Below are 22,104 nucleotides of genomic sequence, written 5' to 3' on the forward strand. Positions count from 1 at the left end.
GTGCGTCGCTGAATCGTGGCGGCTATCGAGAGCGCCGAGTTCAAGAGTCGATGATGTGATCCCAGACAGGGCGCTGGGATGAAAGAAGGCGAGAAATGCGGTCTCCTACCACGGTCACATCAGCGCTATCGCTGACCTTGCCTCGAACGGTCATCGACGCCGAAAAAGTTCTCAAAGTCGGCATGCTCGCGCCGTTGTCCGGAAAAATGAAATCCTGGGCCGAGCCCGGTTTCATGGGCTGCCTGATCTGGAAAGACTGGGTGAACGGAAAGGGCGGAATCCGGATCGGCGACCGCCGTTATCAGGTCGACGTCATTCCGTACGATACGCAGTTCAGGCCTGAAAAAGCATTGGCGGGTGCACGCAAACTGCTCATGGATCATGGTGTGCAGTTGGTGATGATGCTCGGCGGCAACGACTTTTCCCGGCCGTTGCGCGACTTCGTCAATCAACGCAAGGCGCTGGTGACGACGCTGCTGCCGAGCGATCTATCGCCCAATGCGCGCACGTTGATCGCGCCGTGCGAAGTCCATCCGATCTACAACGTGACCGGCGTCGATTGGCTCGTGCGGGACGATCCGAGCCTGAAGACGGTGGCGATGTGCACGCAGAACGACGAGCACGGGTTGCCGTCGATTGCGACGTACCGCGCAGCTTTCGAGGCGGCGGGCCTGACGCTGGTCGACGAACATCTGTTTCCCAATCAGACGAGCGACTTTTCCGAGATCATCGGCCGGTTGCTGGAAAAGAAACCGGACGTGCTGTGCTGGGATACGGCGTACGAGCCGTTCGTGCATGCCATGACCATCGAGGCTTACAAGCGCGGGTTCAAGGGCCGGATCATCTCGTGCACGTGCGATAACTATCTGGAGCTGGTTGAGAAGACGAGCCCGGAATTCATGGAGAATTTCGTCTTCCAGTTTCCGGATTTCGACGACCCGCTGCTCAACCATCCGGATATTAATTTCGGCGATCCTGCAGGCTTTTTCGGCGAGTTCTGCCGGCGTTATCCGGGCGAGTGGAGCGCCGTGTCGTGGGAGTATGCGGCAATCCTTCAGATGTGGAAGGTCGCCGTCGAACGCGCGCGCACGATCGAGCCTTTGACGGTGCTCGCGATGATGAAAGTCGGCGGGAAGGGGAAGCACGTTTTCGGCGAAGCCACGTGGTGGGGGCATGAGCTGTTCGGCATCGATAACGCGCTTGTCGGAGACTGGCCGGTCGTCGCCATCCGCAACGGCAAGGCGCGTATCGTCGAGTTTGGCTCGCCTCTCAAGTGGTGGAGTTCGTACGGCTATCTGCTGATCAAGCACATGCGTGCTCTCAATCTGATGTGGGATCAGCGAGAAGAAAAGCTGGCGTTGAGCCGCTAACGCTTTTTCGAGTTCGAAGCGCGGACGCACACGCATTTCTGTGTGTGCTTCGAGGATCAGCGTGCGTTCAAGAGGTCGTCCTGCGCGCCTGCAATGACGAGCTTCATGAACTCGACCGCGCTTTCGATGTCGTGATTCTCCAATGCCATATAGAGCGATTTCAAACGGTTCTGCGTGTCGCTGATCCGTTCGGGCGTCAAGGACTTCACGCGCGTCGCGCACCAGTGCGGCTGCCGGCGAACTTCCGTTACGATCCGGTAGACGGTGATCAGCAGCCGGTTATGCGTTCCCTCGGCAATCGTCATCAGAAACTTCTTTTCGAGGTGTGCGAAGAGTTCTGCGTCGGTGACGATTTTTTCGATTTCGTCGAACACGCTCCGCAAATTCGCGAGGTCGCGTACCGACATGTAGAGCGCCGCGATCCTGACCATCTCGGGTTCGATGATCGAGCAGAGAATGTTCATTTCGAGCGGTGACGCGGTTTCGGCGATCGCCCGGATGTCCATCAGGTGGCTCTCTCCGGTCTTCGCATTTGCAACGGAGAAGCCGTTCTTCGGCGGGACGTAATTCACGAACGTGCCGCTGTTCGGCTGGCGCTTTACGACGGCATAGGTTTCGAGAAAGTCGATGACTTGCCGGATCGCCGCGCGGCTGAGCGAGAATTCCTTGGCGAGATCACGTTCGGAAGCGAGCCGGGTTCCGTACGAATACTGGCCGGACGCGATCTGATGAAACAGCGTGTCGGCTGCAGCTTTCACGCGTTCCTTGATGAGCGGATGATTGTCCCTGCTCAGTTCCCAAGGCGGTAGGGCTTCGCTCACTCGGTCGTCCATGTTGTGCTTCTTCCGTTCAGGGCATTGCGATCGAATGTTCCCGCATAACCCGTCGGAATGGGCTGCGGCTTGGTCCTGCTCAGTTCTCGTCCGCGAATCTGACCGGTCGTCGATAGTTCAATGTCCCAGCCAGGTGGCGCCGGAATAAGCTGTGAGCTGATCTTTTTTGCATCATTTGGTTTTCCATGGTCGACCAACCGATTTTGCGTTGCGAGAATTTAAAAAATTCTAACATGCTGTTGGCTGATAATCAACCATTTCAAACCAAATGGATTCGACTTTATTTTTCAGTGTTTTTTGGTCGCAGGTGCTAATTTTTTGTGCGGTTTTGCTGCCTTTGTTGCGATGCAATATGCATTTCTGAACGACCATTTTGGGCCCTCAACCACTTTTTTCTGGTTGCCAGGTTGAAAATTTTGGACCTATAGATAGTGACATTATCGACCAAAATGGACAATAATGGTCCAAAGTGGTTCCCTGATGAGGGAGAGGATCGCCCATGGCAAGAAACCCCAAGCACGACATTCTTTTTGAGCCGATCAAGATCGGTCCGAAGACGATGAAGAACCGGTTCTATCAGGTGCCGCATTGCATCGGCGCGGGATCGGAGAAACCTGGAACCCAGGCCGCCCATCGTGGCATGAAGGCCGAAGGCGGATGGGGTGCCTGCTGCACCGAATACTGTTCGATTTCGCCGGAAGCCGATGACTGCCATCGCGTTTCTGCGCGTATCTGGGATGAAGGCGACGTCATCAATCTGCGTCACCTCAACGACACTCTGCACAAGCACGGAGCGCTTGGCGGCGTCGAGCTTTGGTACGGTGGCTCGCACGCGCCGTGCATGGAATCGCGCGCCATCTCCTATGGCCCGACTTCGCAGGCTTCGGAATTCGAATACCTCACCTACTGCCACGAAGCCGATCTGGACGACATCAAGCATCTCCAGAATCTGTACGTCGAGGCGGCGAAGCGTTCGGTCCAGGCCGGCTTCGATATCGTTTATGTCTACGGCGCGCATAGCTATCTGCCGCTGCAGTTCCTTTCCAAATACTACAATCACCGGACTGACGGTTACGGCGGCTCGTTCGAGAACCGCGCCCGCTTCTGGGTTGAGACGCTGGAAAAGGTGAAGGCGGCCGTCGGCCATGAAGCCGCGATCGCTACGCGCTTTGCAGTCGATACGCTTTATGGCGCGGATGGCGTCGAGGCTTTGGACGAAGGCGTCAAGTTCGTCGAACTCGTCGACAGCAAGGGCCTGCTCGATCTCTGGGACCTCAACGTCGGTGACATCGCCGAGTGGGGCGAGGATGCAGGTCCGTCGCGCTTCTATAAAGCCGGCCACCAGCGCAACTGGACGGATGATTGCAAAAAGGCAGCGAAGGTTCCGGTTCTCGGCGTGAGCCGCGAGACGAGCCCCGACGATATGGCCGCCCGCATTCGCGAAGGCCGTCTCGATATTCTCGGTTTCGCGCGTCCGTCGATTGCCGATCCGTTCATCCCGAAGAAGATCGAAGAAGGTCGCTACGAAGACATCCGCGAGTGCATCGGCTGCAACGTCTGCATCTCGCGCTGGGAAATCGGCGGCCCTCCGATGATCTGCACGCAGAATGCTACGGCCAACGAAGAGTATCGTCGTGGCTGGCATCCTGAGAAGTTCGCCAAAACCAAAGACACGTGCTCGGTTCTGGTCGTTGGCGCCGGTCCGGCCGGTATGGAATGCGCCCGCGTTCTCGGCGAGCGTGGATATGACGTTCACCTTCGCGAAGCGGAAGCCGAAATCGGCGGACGTATCCGCAAGGTCGTCAAGTATCCGGGTCTCGCAGAGTGGGGCCGTGTCGCGATCTATCGGCAACTTCAACTGCAGAAGCTGAAGAACGTCGAAGTTCACACTGGCATCGGCAAGATGTCGGCGGATGACATCCTCAACTATGGCGCCGACAAGGTCGTCCTTGCCACCGGCTCGCATTGGGCGGGTGACGGCACGAACTTCGTCACGCATGCTCCGGTTGAGGGCATCGACACGTCGCTGCCGCACATCTGCACGCCTGAGCAGATCCTGATGCAGAACAAGCCTGTTGGCGATAATGTTCTCGTCGTCGACTGCGATGGATATTTCACGGGTGTTTCGATCGCGGAATATCTCGCTGATCGCGGCAAGCACGTGAAGATCCTCACTCCGCTCGGTGGTGTTGCGCCTTATACGCACTTCACGCTCGAGGCGCCGAACCTTCATCGTATGATGTACGAGAAGAAGATCCACGAGCTGACCAGCCACTGGCTGACCAAGGTCGAGCCCGGGAAAGCCACCGCGTACTATCTCTTCCGCGACGGCTACAAGCGCAATCTCGGACCGAAGACGGGCGAGCTTCCGCGTCGCGCCGGCACGGACGTTGTGGAGGTTCCGTTCGATACGCTCGTGGTCTGCACGGCGCGCGTTCCGAACGACAGTCTCTATCGCGAAATCGCGAAGCGTAAAGACGAATGGGAGAAGCGCGAGATCCAGGCAGTCTATCAAGCAGGTGACTGCTTCGCTCCCGGCCTCATTGCACAGGCCGTGTTCGAAGGGCATCGCATCGCTCGGGAATTCGAGTCCTCCAACCCGCAGCGTGCGCAGCCCTGGATCCGTGAGCGCCAGGTTTGGGGTCACGAGACCTATCCTAAGATCGCTGACCGCGAAACGGTGGGTTAAGCGCCTATCCTTGCCGAGCCGGCTCCAGTGCCGGCTCGGCATTTCCATGCGACGGCATCGCTGTCGCCACGCATTCATTTACATTGATGCATCCGCCACGGCCCACTGCCGTGGATCGATAGGAACAAATCGGTGGAATCGCGCGAGCTATTTTGGGGCATCAACACGCAGCAGCTGATCATGTTCTACATGCTCGGCACGCTGTCGATGGCGGTGTTCCTGTACGGGGCGTATGCGCATATCGCGAAGTACGCGCGTGGCAAGTCGCTGGTCGAGCCGCTTGAGCTTTACGACCGCGTCGTCCGTGGGCTGAAGGACATCTTCTCGCATCGCACGCTCAGGCGGCGCGATCGCTGGGCGGGCCTCGCGCACAAAGGCATCTTCTACGGCTATCTGTTCGGCGCCATCGCCACGACGCTCTATTTCATCGAGGTCGATCTTCTGAAGCCGCTGACGGGCATCACGTTCGTCAAGGGCAAGTTCTATCTGATCATGAGCCTGCTGCTCGATCTCGGACATCTGTGCCTGATGATCGGCCTCATCTACATGATCGTGCGCCGGGCGCTGATCAAGCCGAAGAAGCTCGACTACGTGCGCAACTATCGCGGCGAGACGGAACTGCGCTCCGTCGCCGAAGGCTGGCGCATCGAGGACTGGGTCTTCGTCGTTTCGCTGCTGCTCATCGAATGCTCGGGCTTCCTGCAGGAAGCCTGCGGCCTCATCATCGACAAGCCGGCATGGGCGGCGTGGTCGCCGGTGGGCCTCGCGCTATCGAAGGTGCTGACCGGCGCCGGCATGACGGAAGCCACCGCGATCTCCATCCGGCAGGCGAACTGGTGGATGCACGGCATCCTGGCGCTGACGTTCACGGCCGCGATCCCGTGGTACAAGGCGAAGCACATCATCTCCGCCGTCGGATCGCTGATCTTCCGCAACAAGCAGCCGCTGGCGCTGTTGCCGGGCGAGCCCAAGGACGCCGAGAAGGCGGGCATTTCCGCGATCGAGGACTTCACCTGGAAGGACATGCTGCATCTCGACGCCTGCACCAAGTGCGGCCGTTGCCATGAAGCCTGTCCGGCGCGGACGGCCGGATATCCGCTCAGCCCGCGCGACTTCATTCTCGATCTGCGCGCCTACAACGACGAGGCCAAGGGCTGCTCGTCACCGGCGCTCGATCTCGTCGGCGGCGTCATCGCGCCCGAGACGCTGTGGGCCTGCCGCACCTGCGGCGCCTGCCAGGAGATCTGCCCGGTCGGCATCGAACACCCGTCCCTCATCGTGCGCATGCGCCGGCATCTCGTCGAGCAGGGCACGATGGACCCCTTGCTGCGCAACACGATCGTGCAGATCGGCGACACCGGCAACAGCTTCGGCGAGAACTCGCGCAAGCGCTCGCAATGGACGAAGGCGCTCGAGTTCCGCGTCAAGGACATCCGCGAGGATGCCGCTCCGACGCTGTGGTTCGTCGGCGACTTCGCCTCCTTCGATCCGCGCAACCAGAAGGTCAGCCAGACGGTGGCGCGGCTCCTCAAGGCCGCACGCGAAGACTTCGCGCTGCTGCACGAGGGCGAGAAGACGGCGGGCAACGACGTGCGCCGCGTCGGCGAAGAGGGCCTTTACGAGGAACTCGCGAGCCACAACATCGAGCAGATGCAGGGCGCCAAGCCGTTCCAGCGCATCATCACCACCGACCCGCACAGCTACAACACGATCAAGAACGAGTACCCGGCCTTCGGCGAGGTCGCGCCGATCGAGCACTATTCGAGCGTGCTCGCCGACCTTCTGACCAGCGGCCGGCTCAAAGTCAAAAAGCCGCTCAACAAGCGCGTCACGTTCCATGACCCGTGCCATCTCGGGCGCCTGAACGGCGGCTACGACGCGCCGCGCAAGGTGCTGGAGCTGATCGGCTGCGAGCTGATCGAGATGCCGCGCAATCGCGACAACTCGTTCTGCTGCGGCGCCGGCGGCGGACGCATCTGGATCCCCGATACGCAGGGCACGCAGAAGCCCTCCGAGAACCGCGTGCATGAAGCGGCGGCGCTCAACATCGATATCTTCGTCACTTGCTGTCCAAAGGACCTGACCATGTTTGAGGATGCTCGAAAGACCGGCGGGCACGAGAAGGATTTCGTCGTCCAGGATCTGGCCGAGCTGGTCGCGGAAGCCATCGAGCTGAAGTCGCTTAACCTCAAGGATCTGCCGCCGCTCGCCGACCGTCTCGTCGCCGCGATCGCAACGCACATCTCGGATGCGGTGGCGACGAAGCTCGACGCCGTGATCTCGGCGCGGCTCGCGAGCCTGCCGGTGGCGGCCGCCCCCGTGGCGCTCGCTGCGGCGCCGGCTGCAACTGCGGCAGCCGTTGCGGACCAGGCTCCGGCGGCGACACCCACGCAAGCGCCCGCCGAAGCCGCGCCTGCACCCGAAGCGAAGGCTCCGGATGCTGCTCCTGCGGCTGCCCCCGCAGCACCGGCCGTCGAACAGAAGCTGACGCCGGTTTCGTGGGATGGACTGAAGCCCGTCACGCCGGCGACGTTCGCCGACTATCAGGCGCCGCCGAAGACCGGCCTGCGCATTCTCGTCACCATCAAGAACGTCGCCAAGCTCGGTGACGAATACGGCTTCACCGCCGACGGCCGCGACGTGCGCCGCGAGTTCATGGAGTTCTCCTTGAACGAGTGGGACGACGCGGCGCTCGAGGAAGCGCTCCGCTGCGTTGAGAAGCAGGGCGGCGGCGAAGTCGTGGCCGTCACGGTCGGCGACGGTGATGCCGATGCGTCGCTGCTCAAGGCGCTGGCCAAAGGCGCGCACCGGGCGGTGCGGATCTGGGACGACTCGCTCGCCAACGCCGATCCGATCACCATCGCGCGCGCCATCGCCGGCGTCGCGAAGGCGGAAGATCCCGATCTCGTGTTCTCCGGCGTGCAGTCGGGCGACCAGGCGCATGGCGCCACCGGCACCGCGCTCGCACGCATCCTCGACCTGCCGCACGCCGCCGTCGTCGTCGGCTTCGAGTGGGACGGCAAGGGACCGCTGAAGCTCGCGCGCGAACTCGAAGGCGGCCTCCGGCACAACTTCGATCTCAAGGCGCCGGCCGTCGTCGCCATCCAGACCGGCATCAACACGCCGCGCTTCGCGACCATGAAGATGGTCAAGCAGGCGAAGCAGAAGCCGCTCGTCGTCGTCAGCGGCGCGGGCGTCGTCGACGGCAGCGGCGGCTACGTCGTCAAGCGCATGTACATCCCCGAGCAGTCGAAAGCCGAGATGCTGACCGGCACGCCGGCGGAGATCGCGAAGTTCATCGCCAACCTCATTCGTGAAAAGAAGGGCTGATCATGGCCGGCATTCTCATCGTCGCCGAACATCTGAACGGCGTGGTTCGCGACATCACCCGGGAAGCGATCGGGGCGGCGCAGCAGGTGAAAGCGGGCCTCGGCGGTCCGGTCGTCGTCGCCGTCATCGGCAACGACATCGGCGCGATCGCCGACTCGCTCGACCTCGCGGGCGTCGACGAGATCGTGTCGGTCAAGGCGCCGGCCGATCACTTCGATCCGCACGTCTATGAAGAGTGCGTTCTGGAACTCGGCAAGACGTATCAGCCCGAGCTGATCCTGCTCGGCCATACCGTCAACGGCATGGCGCTCGCCGGGGCCATCGCGGCGCGGCTCGGCGCGGGCTTTGCGAGCGACGTGCTGGCGCTCTCGGCCGATGCCACCGGCCTGACCGCGACGCGCGGCGCCTACGGCAACAAGGTCAACCTCGAGGTGGCGTTCCCGGAACGCAAGATCGTCGTGCTGGCACTCCGCGGCGCGACGTATCCGGTGCCCGACGCCAAAGGCAGCGCCAAGCGCACGGCGATCGAGCCTAATCTCATCCAGGCCTCCGAGAGCATGCAGCACACGGGCTATATCGAAGCGCCGCAGTCGAACATCGATATCGCGAAAGCCGAATACATTCTCTCCGTCGGCCGCGGCATCCAGGAAAAAGACAACCTGCCGCGCTTCGAAGGGCTCGCCGACCGGCTCGGCTTCACGTTCGGCTGCTCGCGCCCGATCGTCGATTCCGGATGGCTGCCGAAGCCGCACCAGGTCGGGCAATCCGGCAAGGTCGCGAGCGCCTGCAAAGTCTACGTCGCGCTCGGCATCTCGGGCGCCGTGCAGCACCTCTACGGCATGAAGCACGTCGACACCATCATCGCCGTCAACACCGATCCAGAAGCGCCGATCTTCAACGTCGCAACGTACGGCGTCTGCATGGACATCTTCGAATTCGCAAAGGAGCTCGAAGCACAATTCAACTGATCACGGCACGAAAAACTATCCAAAGCAGGAAAAAATGAAAGAAACCATGGGAGCGAAAAATGGACCATACGGCGAGTCGGGCAATAGGTGAGCCCGCTTCTACAGAACTAGTAAGAGGTATCGATTGGCGGGGGGCGTTCTGGGTTGCGAGCGGCGTTCCTGCTCTGGTGTTGTTCTCGATCGGCGGGATCGCCGGAACGGTCGGCAAGGTCGCTTTCCTTGTCTGGACGGTTTCGATGATCATGGGATTCATCCAATCCTTCACATATGCTGAAATCGCCGGCCTTTTTCCCAACAAGTCGGGTGGTGCCTCGGTTTACGGCGCCGCTGCATGGCTCCGCTATGGAAAGTGGATTGCGCCGCTATCCGTGTGGTGCAACTGGTTCGCGTGGACGCCCGTGCTGTCGCTCGGTTCGTCGATCGCGGCCGCATACATTCTGAATGCTCTGGCGCCAATTCCGCCAGCTGATGCACCGCAAGTCGCGGCATGGATCAGTGCGCACGCCTCGAGCATCGCTCCGGACAGCCCGCGTGTCATCGAATGGCTCGCAGCCAACAGCGGAAAAACCGCTCAGGATGCGATCTCGGCACTGCTGAGCGCGGATGGCGTCGCGGCCTTCACGCCGGCAATTCGCGAGTGGAGCCTCGCATCCGGCGCGATCGGACCGGTGCATTTCTCGTTCAACTCCGCGTTCTTCATCGGCGCAGCGCTGATGCTGTTGACCTTTGCGATCCAGCACAGAGGCATCGTCGGTACGGCAAACGTCCAGAAGTATATCGGCCTCGTCGTCATCATCCCGATGCTGATCGTCGGCCTCGTTCCGATCCTGACGGGCCAAATCGACTGGTCGAACTACTCTCCAATCCTGCCTTTGAAGGAAGCGTATGCTCCGGCTGCAGGCCAGTGGGATATTCCCGGCTGGACGCTGGTGCTCGGCGGTCTCTTCATCGCGGCTTGGTCGACTTACGGGTTCGAGACGGCGGTGTGCTACACAGCTGAGTTCCGCAATCCGGGCAGCGACACGTTCAAAGCGATCTTCTTCTCGGGACTGCTTTGCCTCCTTCTCTTCATCCTCGTTCCATTCACGTTCCAGGGCGTTCTTGGCCTCGATGGAATGCTCGCTCCGTCGGTTGTCGATGGTTCGGGTGTTGCAGAAGCCATGGGCAAGATGGTCGGCGGAAGCGGTTGGGTCTCCGGTCTCCTCGTGATGATGATGATCATGGCGCTGATGCTTTCGATCATGACCACGATGGCGGGTTCTTCGCGCACGCTCTACCAGGCGTCCGTCGATGGCTGGCTGCCGCGCTATCTCAGCCACACGAACCACCACGGTGCGCCGACCAGCGCCATGTGGACTGACCTTATCGCCAACCTCTGCCTGATGGCGATCGCCTGTGCCGATGCTGCAAGCTTCTTCTTCATTCTTGCGGTCTCGAACTGCGGTTACATCATCTTCAACTTCCTCAACCTGAACTCGGGCTGGATCCATCGTATCGACAACGCCGACCGCCCGCGTCCGTGGAAAGCGCCGACGATCCTCATCGCGCTTGGAGCCATCCTCGCATTCGTCAACGCAACGTTCATGGGCGCTGGCGCGAAGGTTTGGAATCCGAATGCTCTGTGGTCCGGCTTGTTCACCGCGTCGCTGATTCTGCCGGTGTTCTGGTTCCGTCACTACGTCCAGGACAAGGGCCGGTTCCCGGCGCACATGTATGAAGATCTCGGCGTTGCTCCTGGCGAGATGGCCAGCCGCAAAGCCGGAATTCTGCCGTACCTGACGCTACTCGCGGGCTTGGGCACGGTGCTGTTCGCCAACTGGTTCTTCCATATGTAGCGGCAGCGGGGTCGTCCGTCCGGATCTGGTTCCTCGGTCCGGACGGACAATACCCATCACCCAATCACGCCCACTCAGTATCTGCCTTAGCGAAATGCACTGACGCCAATTTGTGCGGGCTTGTTCTGAAAAGGCGCGTTCACAGACGAACAACAATCGGTAAGTCGGAGAAGTTCAATGCACGGCACAATTCAGAAAAGAAGTTCTGCTCTCAGCGACCGCCATCGCGCGTTGGGTTCAGATCTGTCGTCGTCCTGGAACGACATGCCAATTCCGCAGAATTATAACGCCTGCCCTTATGCAGAGACGGAAATCGTCCGCAACAAGGCCGGCCTATTCGATGTGTCGGCCCTGAAGATGGTCAATGTCGAGGGTCCCGATGCGCTGGCGTTTCTCAATCACTTGCTGACCTCGGACATCTCGAAGGCGAAGCGCGGCGACTCGCACATCAGCAATATCGTCAACGAAGACGGCGCCCTGATCGATGACGTGCTCGTCTATGTCGATGGCGACGGCAAATACCGCGTCTCGCACGGCGGCGGTTCGTTCGAAGAAGCCGCTGCGGCGGCGAAAGGCCGTTTCAATGTTACGGTCGCTCGCGACGACGATGTCCATATCCTGTCGCTGCAGGGTCCGAAATCTCTGGAAGTTCTTGCGCCGCACACGCCGATGAAGCTCGCGGAGCTTCCGTATTTCCATCACGAGAAGACGACGCTGTTCGGGCGCCCGGTCGAGATCGCGCGCGGCGGCTATTCGGCAGAGCGCGGCTACGAAGTATTCTGCAGCGCGAAGGATGCGGAATTCATGTGGGATTCGATCCTTGCCGCGGGCAAGGACCAGGGCGTGACGCCGATCTCGTGGTCGTGCCTCGACATCATCCGGGTCGAAGGCGGACTTCTGTTCTTCCCCTTCGACATGACGCATGGCGACACGACTCCTTGGGAAGTGCGTGCTGATTGGACGGTCGATCTTTCCAAGCCGGACTTCATCGGCAAGAAAGCGCTGACCGCCAAGAAGGGCAAAGAGCGCTCGCTGATCACGGGCCTGGATGTTTTGCATAGCGAAGCGATTGCCCCGCTGTCCAAAATCTTCTCGGACGGCAAAGAGGTCGGCATCGTCACGAGCACGACCTACAGCCAGCATCTGATGAAGTCCTTGGCGATGGCGCAGATCTCGCCCGCCTTCACCAAGCTCGGCACGGAACTTACGATCCGCGACAACGGCCGCGACTTCACAGCGACCGTGGTCCGCATGCCCTTCTACGACCCGATGCGTCTGAGGACGCACCCTGTCGCTTAGCGCGCATTCCTTCCCGTGCGCGCACCTTGGCCGGAGGTCAGCGTCCTCCGGTCATTTTTCGTTTTAGCGTCGGCCGCCCAAATGGTTAGCGGCTGTGGTAACGACCGCCATTCTGAGTGAAATCTGCAACACCAGTGGTCGTGGAATAATTCCAGTCTTCTGCCCCGCTACGTGAAGTGAGCGAAAACCCCAACAAAACGCGTGTCTGCGATCCAGATGCGACGTTCCGGGCGAGGGCGTTTTTCTGCTCTTGTTGTTGACTTATTCTGTAATGTTTATCAGGGTAATTATGCCCGCTCCATGCTCGTCATGGGCCGGGGTCTTCGCCCGCATCCCGACGAGGGAGGGTGCGTCGAAAACGAGGCAAGCCCGCCCGGTGCGCGATCAGCGCTAGCCAGCCAGCCCGTATCTCAATTCAGGAACAACGGGGGTTGTTATCGCGATGTGCCGTATCGATAGTTTTTACAGTTCGCCAAGTTTCAGAACGTTCGCTAGATCGCTGTCTCTCGGTCTCTCTGTTGCCGCGCTGACGGTTGCCGGCGCGGCACACGCGCAGGAGACCGAGCTGCCGGGCATCAACGTTCAGAGCGCTAAGGCCAAGAAGTCGAGCGCTCCCAAGAGCATGCCGAAACCGAAGCCTGTGCAGGCTGCGGCGCCCGAGCCGGTGGAGGAGGCGCCTGTTGCGCAGAATTCGGGATCGTCGGTGCAGAACCCCGATGCGCCCTACAACACGCCTGCCGGCATTAGCGTTGTCACGAGCAACGAACTCTCGACCTACGGCAATGGCGATCTCAACGACGCGTTGCGCTCGCAGCCCGGTACTTTCACGCGCATCAGTCCGCAGAACGCCGGTGTTGCCGTCAATATCCGCGGCTTCGAGGGTAACGGCCGTGTCAACATGTCGATCGATGGCGCTCGGCAGAATTTCCGCTTCCTCGGTCATGAGGCATCTGGATTCGCGTATGTCGATTCCGCTTTGATCGGCGGTATCGATGTTCAGCGCGGTGCGGTGTCGACAGCTGGCGGTGCGGGTGCGCTGGCCGGTGTCGTCAACATGCGCACGCTCGACGTCGAAGATATTCTGCGGCCGGGTCAGAACTTCGGTGGAATTTCGAAGCTGACTTGGGGAAGCAATGGACAAGGCTTCTCCGAGATGGGCGCGGCGGCGGCAGCCGTCGGCGGCATCAGTGTCGCTGGTGCGGTGAGCCACAAAAATCCGGACAGCTATGAGAATGCCGGCGGCGTTGTGATTCCGGGGACATTCCAGGATCTGACGTCAGGGTTGTTCAAAGTGAACTTGACGCCGGATTCGGAGCAATCGCTTCGCTTTGGCGGCGTTTTCTACAACAACGACTTCTTCGCCAACTCGTATTTCCAGAACGTTCAGACGCAAACTTACACCGCCAAGTATGCCTTCAATCCGATCGGGAACGATCTGATCGATTTGCGGGTGAACGGTTACTATAACCACGCTCAAATGCGCTACGGGACGGATGCCAGTCCGACAGTCGGCACACCACCGAAGGGTACTTCTTGGGGGCGTGTCGTCGACGATACCGGTATGGGCGCCGACATTACGAATACGTCGCGATTTAATCTCGGTGGTATTCGCGTCAAATCTCAATACGGCTATGAATTCTATGGCGATGACGTCGATACGTACAATCGCTTTCAGCCGGCATCCGGCGGTGGCGTGAACGGCTCAGGCTGGGCTTCGACGAGCGCGTTTTTCTCCGAGACCACGTTCTCCAAGAGCATCTTCGACCTGATCGTCGGTCTGCGTTACGACATGTACGGCATAAATGGTTCGGTCAACATCAGTCCCGCTGCGGGATTGCCCAATCCGCCATTTGTTCCTGGACGCTATGTTTTGGATAAGGACGGCGGCTCGTTCGATCCGAAGGTTACGCTTGCAGCTCAGGTTACGGACTGGCTGCAGCCCTACATCACGTATTCGGAATCGATGCGTGCTCCCTCGGTCAGCGAACTGTTTGCGGGTGGAACGCATCCGGGTGCGGCCGGTGTCGGATTTGCGCCAAACCCGTTCCTAAATCCCGAAAGTCAGAAAGGCATCGAAGTCGGCGCAAACATCAAGAAAGATGGACTGTTCACGCCTACGGACTCCTTCCGGTTCAAAGGCGACTACTATCATATGGATGTCGACAACTACATCGCGTCGTGTTCGACGCCACTGCCAGTTGGCAGAGGAACGCAGTACTTCTGTAACACACCCGGCAATTCGACGGTCCAGGGTGTCGAACTCCAGGGCATGTATGATGCCGGGTATTTCTTTGCGGGATTGAGCTACACGTATACGCACACCAACTTGCCGTCGCAGACGGATGGTTTTGGCGCGCATAGCTATGTTCCGGAGCATACAGTCGTCACGTCCGCGGGCGTTCGACTTCTCGATCGCAGGGTGACGCTCGGCGGCCGCGTTTCCTATTTTTCGGAAAGCGATGTTGGCGAAATCAACGTAGGCGGCTTCTATGCGGGCCGGTACATGCCCGGTTACACGCTGGTCGATTTCTTCTCGACCTACAAGATTACCGAGAACTTCGAGCTCGGCTTCAATATCGATAACGTCTTCAATGAAGACTATACGCCGGCTCTCACAACCGCGTTCTTCGATGGTCCGAACTGCTACGGCTCGAATCTTCCGGGCTGCAATTCGACCGGTATGGGCCGCACGTTCTATCTGACAGCGAAGGCACAGTTCTAGTCGCGGGCAACCGCGGCTGGAGAGGTCGATCGCTGCAAATGTGTTGAGTATCGGCGGGCCGTTGAGCTTGCCGATACGGCGTTTCGGATCGCGATGCGCGGTCCGATGTGTAAAGGAGCGGTGACTATGTTTATTGCCATGAACCGGCTGAAGGTCGTGAAGGGCTCGGAGCATGAGTTCGAACAGGTCTGGTTCAATCGCAAAAGCACGCTCAGCGATGCGCCGGGGTTCGTCGTCTTCCACTTGGTGAAGGGGCCGGAGCGCGACGATCATGTTCTTTATGCATCGCATACCGTCTGGCGTTCGCGCGCTGACTTCGATGCCTGGACAAAATCCGATCAGTTCCGCCACGCGCATGCAAACGCGGACGGCAAGCAAAAATTCTCTCTGATTTTCGGCCCTGAATTCGAGGGTTTCACCGTGCTTCAAGAAGTTACGCCTGAAGGCGCGCGCTTGGTCGACGCCGCCTAACTCACATGCTCCCCCGGACTCGCACAGGTCAGGCTCAGATGGCTTTTGTGGCCTCCTCCAGTTCCTCGACGCGAAATTTGAATGCGCACGCGCTCGCGCGTGACGCGTCATTGCAGCCGCCGCAGCGGATGCCGCGAACGCTGACGCTCGTCAGCGCAGACGGCGGCATGCCGATGCTTCCGACTGCGAGACAGGATCGACCGGCGCATGCCGATGTGTCGTCGCCAGCAATCAAGTTGGCGTCCGTTTCGGACAGTGCTTCGAAGCAACCGCTGAAATGGCTGCGTGCCAGCGCGATCGTCATTTCAATATGCCTGCATACGGCGATCGCTTCGACGATGTTCGACTGGTCGGGAAGCGACGATACGTTTGGAACGCTGTCCGATAAGACCGATGCGATCAGCTTGGCGACAGAGCAAACGGTCGTCTTGGAGTCGATCGAGACGGAACACGTGCAGACAGCATCGGCTGCTTCGGCCGAGTCCCAGGCGGGCAGCGTGCAGGCGGCCGAGTCCGCTCCGCAGCCGCTGACCGAGGTGAAGGAAGCGGTTGAAGCAACCGAGCCACCGCCGGAGTCGGTCGACGTCGCAGAAGTCGCGCCGTCCGCGGCCCTTCCGACGGACGACCCGCTGCACGTCATTCGCGGACAGGCACCACCCGACGAGGTGCACGAGACCAAGGCGATCCAGACTTCGGAAACGATCGAAGAGGTGAAGCCTGCTGAGATCGAGTCGAAGGAAGTCGCAGAAGAGGATAGCAAGAAGGAAGACGCCGAACGGAAGGAACGGCAGGTTACGGCGCAATCGGCCTCTCGCGCATCAACGGCCGGCAGCACGACATCGCGTGCGAGCATGGCGCAGTCCGAGGCTAGCGGTAAAGTTTCAGCAAGCCGCGGAAGCATTCTGAACTATGCGGCGCGCATCCGCGCTATTCTCTCGCGCAACAAGCCGAGCGGCGATGGATATACGGGCACGACGCGCATTTCATTCGGGCTGACGCCGTCGGGAGAAATACGGTACGCGGAGATCGCAACTTCATCGGGTAAGGGCAAACTTGATCAGGCGGCGTTAGCGGCGGTTCGAAAGGCCGCGCCGTTTGGCGATCCACCGTCCGGCGCAGCGCCGAACCAGCTTCAGTTCACGATTCCCTTCTATTTCCGTTAGTCTGGCGATGCGTCGCCGACTGATCCCAAGCGCGCGCAAGTGCGTAGAGAAGCGCGATTGCAAATGCGTAGAAGCTGAGCATGAAAAAGATAACAGGAAACGCTTCGCTGTTGGGCATGGCGCAACTCCGTTTACATCATATGGCTCGTTCCGGACTTGAATGAAGCAGTGCGATCCGTGGCGAACACGTTCGCGCGGAAAACTTAAAAATAAAACGCAATGGTAACGCGGCGGTTGCAGGCTTCGCTCAGGCGAGACGCCAACCGTGCATGGCTGACCCAACTACACCGAGCGACGACAGAGTCGGTTCGTTAGTTGTTGCGAGGGGGCGGTGCTCGTTTCTGGCGTTTCGGACGGACGTTCTTAGTACGCTCCGTATCGGACAGACGTTCCATGAAATTTGAAAGCGACCTGGAATTCACGATCGTCAGCAGCGTCAACAGGATCGTCGGGATTAGCACGGCGAGGAATGCCCAGATCCGCCAGGGGAGAGGTTCATCGGCCCAAGCGAGGACGTTCATACCGAGGAAGCCGGTCACCGTCGTACCGATCAGGCCGAGCGTCGTCACGACGGTCAGTCTCGTCATCGTATCGTTCTGCCGGCGCAACGCTTCGTTTTCTAGGAATTCGCTCATTTCCTGAATCTCTTGCCGAATGTCGTCGTAGAGACGGTCAAGCTCGAGATGCGAGCGGCAGAGTGTGAACAGTTCTCGCGCTTGCGTCTGGTTGCTGACGGAATGGAACCAGTAGCGATGGGTGAAGCGGAGGAATGTTTCCAGCGCCCGGCGCGACGCCATCCGAAAGGACAGAACGGCGGATTTGTCGTGTGCATCGAGGCGGCTCATGGCTTCGGTGAGCTGGTCGGAAAACATCAGCAGCGCGGCTTTGTGAAAATGCGCGAGCAAAAAGACGAGGAAATGCTCGTGCCGGAAACTGTTCTGGCAGCCGTGATTGATGTCGGTGAAAAACGGATTGTCGGCGTTGCCGGTGACGACAAGCGTGTGCCCGCAAGACATGTACCGGCTCTCGGGCCATTCGACGCCGTTGTGCTGTCCGTAATAGCGATCGTAGCAAAAAGCGGATTCGAAGCTGGTGAGATGGCTTTCCGAGAAAGGAAGTTCATCGCAGCTACCGGGGCCTGATGCAAAGGCGAGCCGAACGTAATCGGCGCGCGTCAGCGCCGTTCCGGCGCTTGCCGCGAGGAAATCCATCTGCGGCATGCGGGAATATTCGAGCTGTTTGTAACGGATCTGTCCGGGGAGATCCGAATGGTGCGGCACCAAAGGATGCAGCAGGAATTGCCAGTGCGAAGCGACGCGCGCTGAACGCTTCAAACAGACTTGCGCGAGGAATTTCGCCTGATCGTTGTGGTCTGAAACCGCGAGGACGCCGCCGTCGTTGCCGATGAATTCGACCTTATCGGGACAGTGTCCGCCGGAGCCGTTTTCCTCCCAGTATGCGGGATAGGTTCGGCCAAGCCGGAACATCAGATCCTGCACGGTGACAAGTGGAAGATCGCTGGCGTGGACCTCGAATGCGAGTATCGCAACGTCGATCTCATAGAAGAAGTAGAGATCGATGTGCGTTACGTCGAGTTCGAGTGGGGCTGCGCCTGCGCTGAGCGTGATGCGGATTTTGGCAACGTCGCTTCGGCGGAAGGCTTTGATTGGGCTTTCGGCGCAGACCGAACCCGGTTTGCCGCGGCCGCTGCCGTAGAGCAGCCGCTGCACGGGCGGCAGGAACGTCACGAATTCGCTGTAGTGACGCTGCTGGAAATCTTTGGGATCGCCAGTGAATTCGTCGGCGATTTCATACCAGGGATTGTCCGGGCCGAGCGTCTCCAGGATCGCGGCGTAGTCCTCGACGATCGTGGCGTTGTTTTCGGGAACGAGCTGGATGGGCCAGAGGAGAATCTGGCGAAACGTCTGAATGCGCTTTTCCGCGACGCCTTGCTGCGTATCCTGACGGATTTGGTCGGCAGTTCGTACTTCGTCCAGCATCGGCCCACCCGGATGGCAGCGAGGTCAAATCGGGGCAACCCGTATGTCGCTTCTGCGACAGTACCGTGACAGGGATCGAGCAACTTCAAAACAGCCTGCAGACGATGCAGGCTCTACACCTTAAATTATACATCAACAGCGGGTGGGAAGCGAAGGAGATCTGCGGCTTTGCTTTCCGTCGCGATAACGGAGGCGAAAAGCAGCAATTTTCAGCGGCGGCTGCAGAGGCGAGATCGAGGGACCGAGCCCGCCTCGAGCCAATCTTATTTCTGCGGAGAACGGTCCGACGTTCCTTCATGCGTCTGCCCCGCGTCCGTACCCGTGTTGCCAGTCGAGCTGGCATTCGGCGTGCGCTCAGGCTCGCGTTTGCCGGGCGTGCGATCCGACGTTTTGCCTTGGCTTCCGGGCTCGGTATTGACATCACCGCCAGCCGCCGATGGTGTGGTGCTGGACGAAGACGTCGAGGGTTGAGACGTCGAGGACGGTGCGTCTGCAGCGGATGCTACAGTCGCGCCAATCAGCAGTGCGCTTGCCGCCCCGGTCAAGGCGACGATTCCGTACTTTCTAAGCATAATAAAACCTCTGGCTGTTTTTGAAGCTAAGAGAGGTACGGCTGCGCGCAGGTGAAAGTTCCCGCGAAACTAAGTTGCAGCGCAATAGAGGGACTTGCGAAAGTCGCTTATGGCTCGCGCTTTTTTGATCGTTCGCGACCTAAGATGCGCGATGCCACGCTTTTGTGAGCATCGGGCCGTAGTTCAACGCGAAGATGGCGAAGGCCATCGACCAGCAGATCGCGGATAGCAGCAACAATTCAGAATAGGCCGATGCGATCAACGGTGCGAGCGTGCGCGTCAACGCTGCGAGATTTGCAAAACAGTAGATCAGCAGCGTCGGGCGGTCGGCGCGGCGCTCGCGGCCTGTGTGGCTGAGCGTCGTGCGGGTCATCATGGCGAGAGTCATGATGCCGATCGCGCCGGTGGTGAGCGCATGGATTGCCGCCGTCGCGGGTATGTCAGCCGGAAACAGTACCGATGCGCCGAGCATGGCGACGCCAAGCGCGCACCAGAAATAGGCGAGGTGGAGGATCAGAACCATTCCGTCGCGCGCGGCAATCCATCCTTTCCAGCGCGCCAGGCGGATCAGTAGTCCGATGCCCGCGATCAGCAATAGCGCGCCGCTGATGTGCGAGTCCGGCAAGGCGACCCACGCCGCGATTGCTGCGGCTGTTGCGACGAGCGAGAACATATCGAAACGCCCGTAGGGTGCGGGCTGCGATGCGATCTTTCGCTGCGCTATCCAGTTTCGCGTGAAGCTCGGCACGAGACGTCCGCCCATCAGGGCGATGAGGAACGTGATAAGGCCGATCGTCATGCGCTCCGACACAGGGCCGAGGCCGGGAATGATCGTGCGTGCATGGAAAGCGATGTTGGCGATCGCGAGCAGCGTGATGACGATGGTGGGAGCAACGACACGCGAGTTCGTCGCGGCGAGAAGCTCGCGCCAGAGTGCTAGTGAAAACAGAACGAGAAAGGCCGCGTCGACGATAGCGGCTGCGAGTCCGAGCATCGGATAAGCGAGCATCGCGGCGCGTCCGGCAATCCAGATGGCGACGAGCACGACGATGGGCCGGCCTGCAACGGGATAGTGTCCCGTCCAGTTTGCTCCGGCGATCGTCATGTAACCGACGATGACGGCCGCCGTGTAGCCGAACAGCATTTCGTGGACGTGCCAGTCGCGCGTAAAGATCGCCGCTGCCGTGTCACCGGCTGCGAGATAGGACAGCGACCACAGCGGCACCGAAAGCGCCGCCCAGATCGAGGCGAGAAGAAAGAATGGCCGAAATCCGAAACTGAAGAGCGCAGGGCCGCGGTAGTCGCGCAGAATCTGTGCGGTCGTCTTCATGGATCGACTCTAGCATCTTCGCAGGCGCAGCGCGAACCGTGGCGGTGTACGACGTACTAATTGCGTTGTCAGCTCTAGGCGGAGTCCCAGGCTCTGGCGCGTATAAGTTCGGGATCGTCAGCATGGTCGAGCAGGATGCGGGCGACGCGATCTTGCCAGAGCTGCGCGAAACGCTTCTGCTGGCTTTCGTCTGCGCGGCCAGAGACGGCGTCAGGAAATAACGCTCTCATATCGGGATCGGGCGGAACACGTGCCGCATTGAAATCGAGACTAACGCCGCGTCCCGTATCGCACCGCCTGAGTGCGAGGACACCATCGATATCGGCGTCGAACTGCAGCAGGTTGCGACGGCCGAACCGTTGCCTTTCGCCGATGCCTCCGAATCCCGTTTCCGATGCCGCGCCAGTCAGCAGTGTCGCGACGGATGCGGTTACTCCGGTGGTTCCGCTCTCGCGTCCGTCGCGCATGTACACTTCGATGCCGCCGCGCTCGGGGAGATCATCGCCGTATAGAAAGCGCAGGCCCTCGCGCACCATGAGGTAGGCGGCGGCAACGGTCGGACAGGAATGACCGGCGAGTTTAACGGCGTCGGCGTAGGTGTAGGTGATCTCGCCGGTCGTCGATGCGCCGAGGAAAACGGCCAAAGGTTCGCGCAACGAAATCGCTGGCACCTTATCGAAGAAGTCGGGAAAGCTCATGGCGAACCTCTTTGCGTACGCGCTCCGGTGAAGGGCTCGCGAACGATAGGGATGTCGGAGGGGCAGCCATTTGCTGCACATCAATATGAGCTGACGATGTGCGAGGGCTTCAGAGCTCGGCGAGCATCCGGAAAAGCAGTTGTTTTCCCCCGTCGGCGAATGCGCGGTGGATCTGGACCAGTGATGCTCCGGCGACGAGGCGTGCGCGAATGTCTGCAGCCGTTTGGATGCCGCCGACGGATATCAGGGTCAGCGCGGCCATGTGATTGCTGATCTCTTCAATGCGCCGCAGGCGATCCGATACGAGAACGATGCCGTCGAGGCCATACACGCACGCCGCTGTCACGGCTGCTGGGATCGGATCGCCGATCGCGCCGCCGTCAAGTTTGACGAGGAGTGGCGTTCGACTTCCGCGAGCTTCTGAAATTTCGTCGCGGACTTTGCTCAGGCGCCTCATGAGCTGGTCGACACCCGGAGAGTTCCCACTTCGCTGCATTGCCGGTGCAGTGAGATTTGCGACGACGTAATCGGCGAATGGTGCAGCCTGTCGCAGGCGCATTTCGAAGTCTTCGATGACGAGATCGTCGAGGCCAGGTCGAAGACTGCCGATATTGATGCCTAGGCGTGCACCGTTGGCGGAGTGCCGGAGCGGCGTGGCTAATCCTGCTTCAGAATTTATGGTGCCGATTTCGACGTGGCCGAAGCCTGAGGCAAGAGGCGATGGAGCGTGTTCCCCGGTGCGATCAAACCCTGCGGCTAATCCAATGGGATTGGGGAAGTGCAAACCCATCGCTTCCACCGGCGCTGATCGCACTGACAATAAT

Annotated in this window: 15 protein-coding genes; 9 read left to right on the forward strand and 6 right to left on the reverse strand. The window is 60.1% G+C overall.

Going from position 1 to position 22,104, the window contains the following annotated elements; translation table 11 throughout:
• The first annotated feature begins 95 nt into the window (after nucleotides 1–95).
• Complete coding sequence (locus tag HDEN_RS02615) at nucleotides 96–1,370, forward strand: ABC transporter substrate-binding protein (RefSeq protein ID WP_013214572.1); 1,275 nt, start codon at nucleotides 96–98, stop codon at nucleotides 1,368–1,370.
• A 56-nt stretch (nucleotides 1,371–1,426) separates the two neighbouring features.
• On the opposite strand, the gene HDEN_RS02620 is transcribed toward HDEN_RS02615, so the two are convergent.
• Nucleotides 1,427–2,203, reverse strand: coding sequence for a FadR/GntR family transcriptional regulator (locus tag HDEN_RS02620; RefSeq protein ID WP_013214573.1), 777 nt, complete (start codon nucleotides 2,201–2,203; stop codon nucleotides 1,427–1,429).
• Nucleotides 2,204–2,702: 499 nt separating this feature from the next.
• On the opposite strand from HDEN_RS02620, the gene HDEN_RS02625 reads away from it, so the two are divergent.
• The 8 genes from HDEN_RS02625 to HDEN_RS02660 all read left to right on the forward strand — a co-directional run bounded on the left by HDEN_RS02625 (nucleotide 2,703) and on the right by HDEN_RS02660 (nucleotide 16,680).
• Complete coding sequence (locus tag HDEN_RS02625) at nucleotides 2,703–4,892, forward strand: oxidoreductase (protein ID WP_013214575.1); 2,190 nt, start codon at nucleotides 2,703–2,705, stop codon at nucleotides 4,890–4,892.
• Between the two features lie 132 nt (nucleotides 4,893–5,024).
• Nucleotides 5,025–8,222 carry a heterodisulfide reductase-related iron-sulfur binding cluster gene (locus tag HDEN_RS02630; RefSeq protein ID WP_013214240.1) on the forward strand — a complete coding sequence of 1,066 codons (3,198 nt, stop codon included), beginning with the start codon at nucleotides 5,025–5,027 and terminating at the stop codon, nucleotides 8,220–8,222.
• Between the two features lie 2 nt (nucleotides 8,223–8,224).
• A complete protein-coding gene (locus HDEN_RS02635; RefSeq protein ID WP_013214241.1) occupies nucleotides 8,225–9,190 on the forward strand; it encodes an electron transfer flavoprotein subunit alpha/FixB family protein in 966 nt (321 codons plus the stop codon).
• Nucleotides 9,191–9,249: 59 nt separating this feature from the next.
• Nucleotides 9,250–11,025, forward strand: a complete 1,776-nt coding sequence (locus HDEN_RS02640; RefSeq protein WP_013214576.1) for a trimethylamine N-oxide permease — start codon at nucleotides 9,250–9,252, stop codon at nucleotides 11,023–11,025.
• 177 nt (nucleotides 11,026–11,202) lie between these two features.
• The gene (locus HDEN_RS02645) at nucleotides 11,203–12,324 is read left to right on the forward strand and encodes an aminomethyl transferase family protein (RefSeq protein ID WP_013214577.1); all 1,122 of its coding nucleotides are present in this window, start codon (nucleotides 11,203–11,205) and stop codon (nucleotides 12,322–12,324) included.
• 442 nt (nucleotides 12,325–12,766) lie between these two features.
• Nucleotides 12,767–15,046 (forward strand): TonB-dependent receptor domain-containing protein, encoded by a 2,280-nt coding sequence (locus tag HDEN_RS02650; RefSeq protein WP_013214578.1) that lies wholly within the window; start codon nucleotides 12,767–12,769, stop codon nucleotides 15,044–15,046.
• Between the two features lie 126 nt (nucleotides 15,047–15,172).
• Nucleotides 15,173–15,517 carry a heme-degrading protein HmuQ gene (gene hmuQ / locus HDEN_RS02655; RefSeq protein ID WP_013214579.1) on the forward strand — a complete coding sequence of 115 codons (345 nt, stop codon included), beginning with the start codon at nucleotides 15,173–15,175 and terminating at the stop codon, nucleotides 15,515–15,517.
• Nucleotides 15,518–15,555: 38 nt separating this feature from the next.
• Nucleotides 15,556–16,680 carry a cell envelope integrity TolA family protein gene (locus HDEN_RS02660; RefSeq protein WP_013214580.1) on the forward strand — a complete coding sequence of 375 codons (1,125 nt, stop codon included), beginning with the start codon at nucleotides 15,556–15,558 and terminating at the stop codon, nucleotides 16,678–16,680.
• A gap of 311 nt (nucleotides 16,681–16,991) precedes the next feature.
• Here the strand turns inward: HDEN_RS02660 and HDEN_RS02665 are convergent, their stop codons facing one another.
• The 5 genes from HDEN_RS02665 to HDEN_RS02685 form a co-directional block, all read right to left on the reverse strand.
• Nucleotides 16,992–18,680: a CorA family divalent cation transporter gene (locus HDEN_RS02665; protein WP_013214582.1), complete on the reverse strand. Its 1,689-nt coding sequence runs from the start codon at nucleotides 18,678–18,680 to the stop codon at nucleotides 16,992–16,994.
• 263 nt (nucleotides 18,681–18,943) lie between these two features.
• The gene (locus HDEN_RS02670; protein WP_013214583.1) at nucleotides 18,944–19,252 is read right to left on the reverse strand and encodes a hypothetical protein; all 309 of its coding nucleotides are present in this window, start codon (nucleotides 19,250–19,252) and stop codon (nucleotides 18,944–18,946) included.
• Nucleotides 19,253–19,391: 139 nt separating this feature from the next.
• Nucleotides 19,392–20,582, reverse strand: coding sequence for an NnrS family protein (locus tag HDEN_RS02675; protein ID WP_013214584.1), 1,191 nt, complete (start codon nucleotides 20,580–20,582; stop codon nucleotides 19,392–19,394).
• A 74-nt stretch (nucleotides 20,583–20,656) separates the two neighbouring features.
• Nucleotides 20,657–21,280 carry an FmdE family protein gene (locus tag HDEN_RS02680; RefSeq protein WP_013214585.1) on the reverse strand — a complete coding sequence of 208 codons (624 nt, stop codon included), beginning with the start codon at nucleotides 21,278–21,280 and terminating at the stop codon, nucleotides 20,657–20,659.
• 109 nt (nucleotides 21,281–21,389) lie between these two features.
• Nucleotides 21,390–22,070 (reverse strand): beta/alpha barrel domain-containing protein, encoded by a 681-nt coding sequence (locus HDEN_RS02685; protein ID WP_245256702.1) that lies wholly within the window; start codon nucleotides 22,068–22,070, stop codon nucleotides 21,390–21,392.
• Between the last annotated feature and the right edge of the window lie 34 nt (nucleotides 22,071–22,104).

The organism is Hyphomicrobium denitrificans ATCC 51888, from assembly GCF_000143145.1.
In the GTDB taxonomy this organism is placed as follows: Bacteria; Pseudomonadota; Alphaproteobacteria; order Rhizobiales; family Hyphomicrobiaceae; genus Hyphomicrobium_B; species Hyphomicrobium_B denitrificans.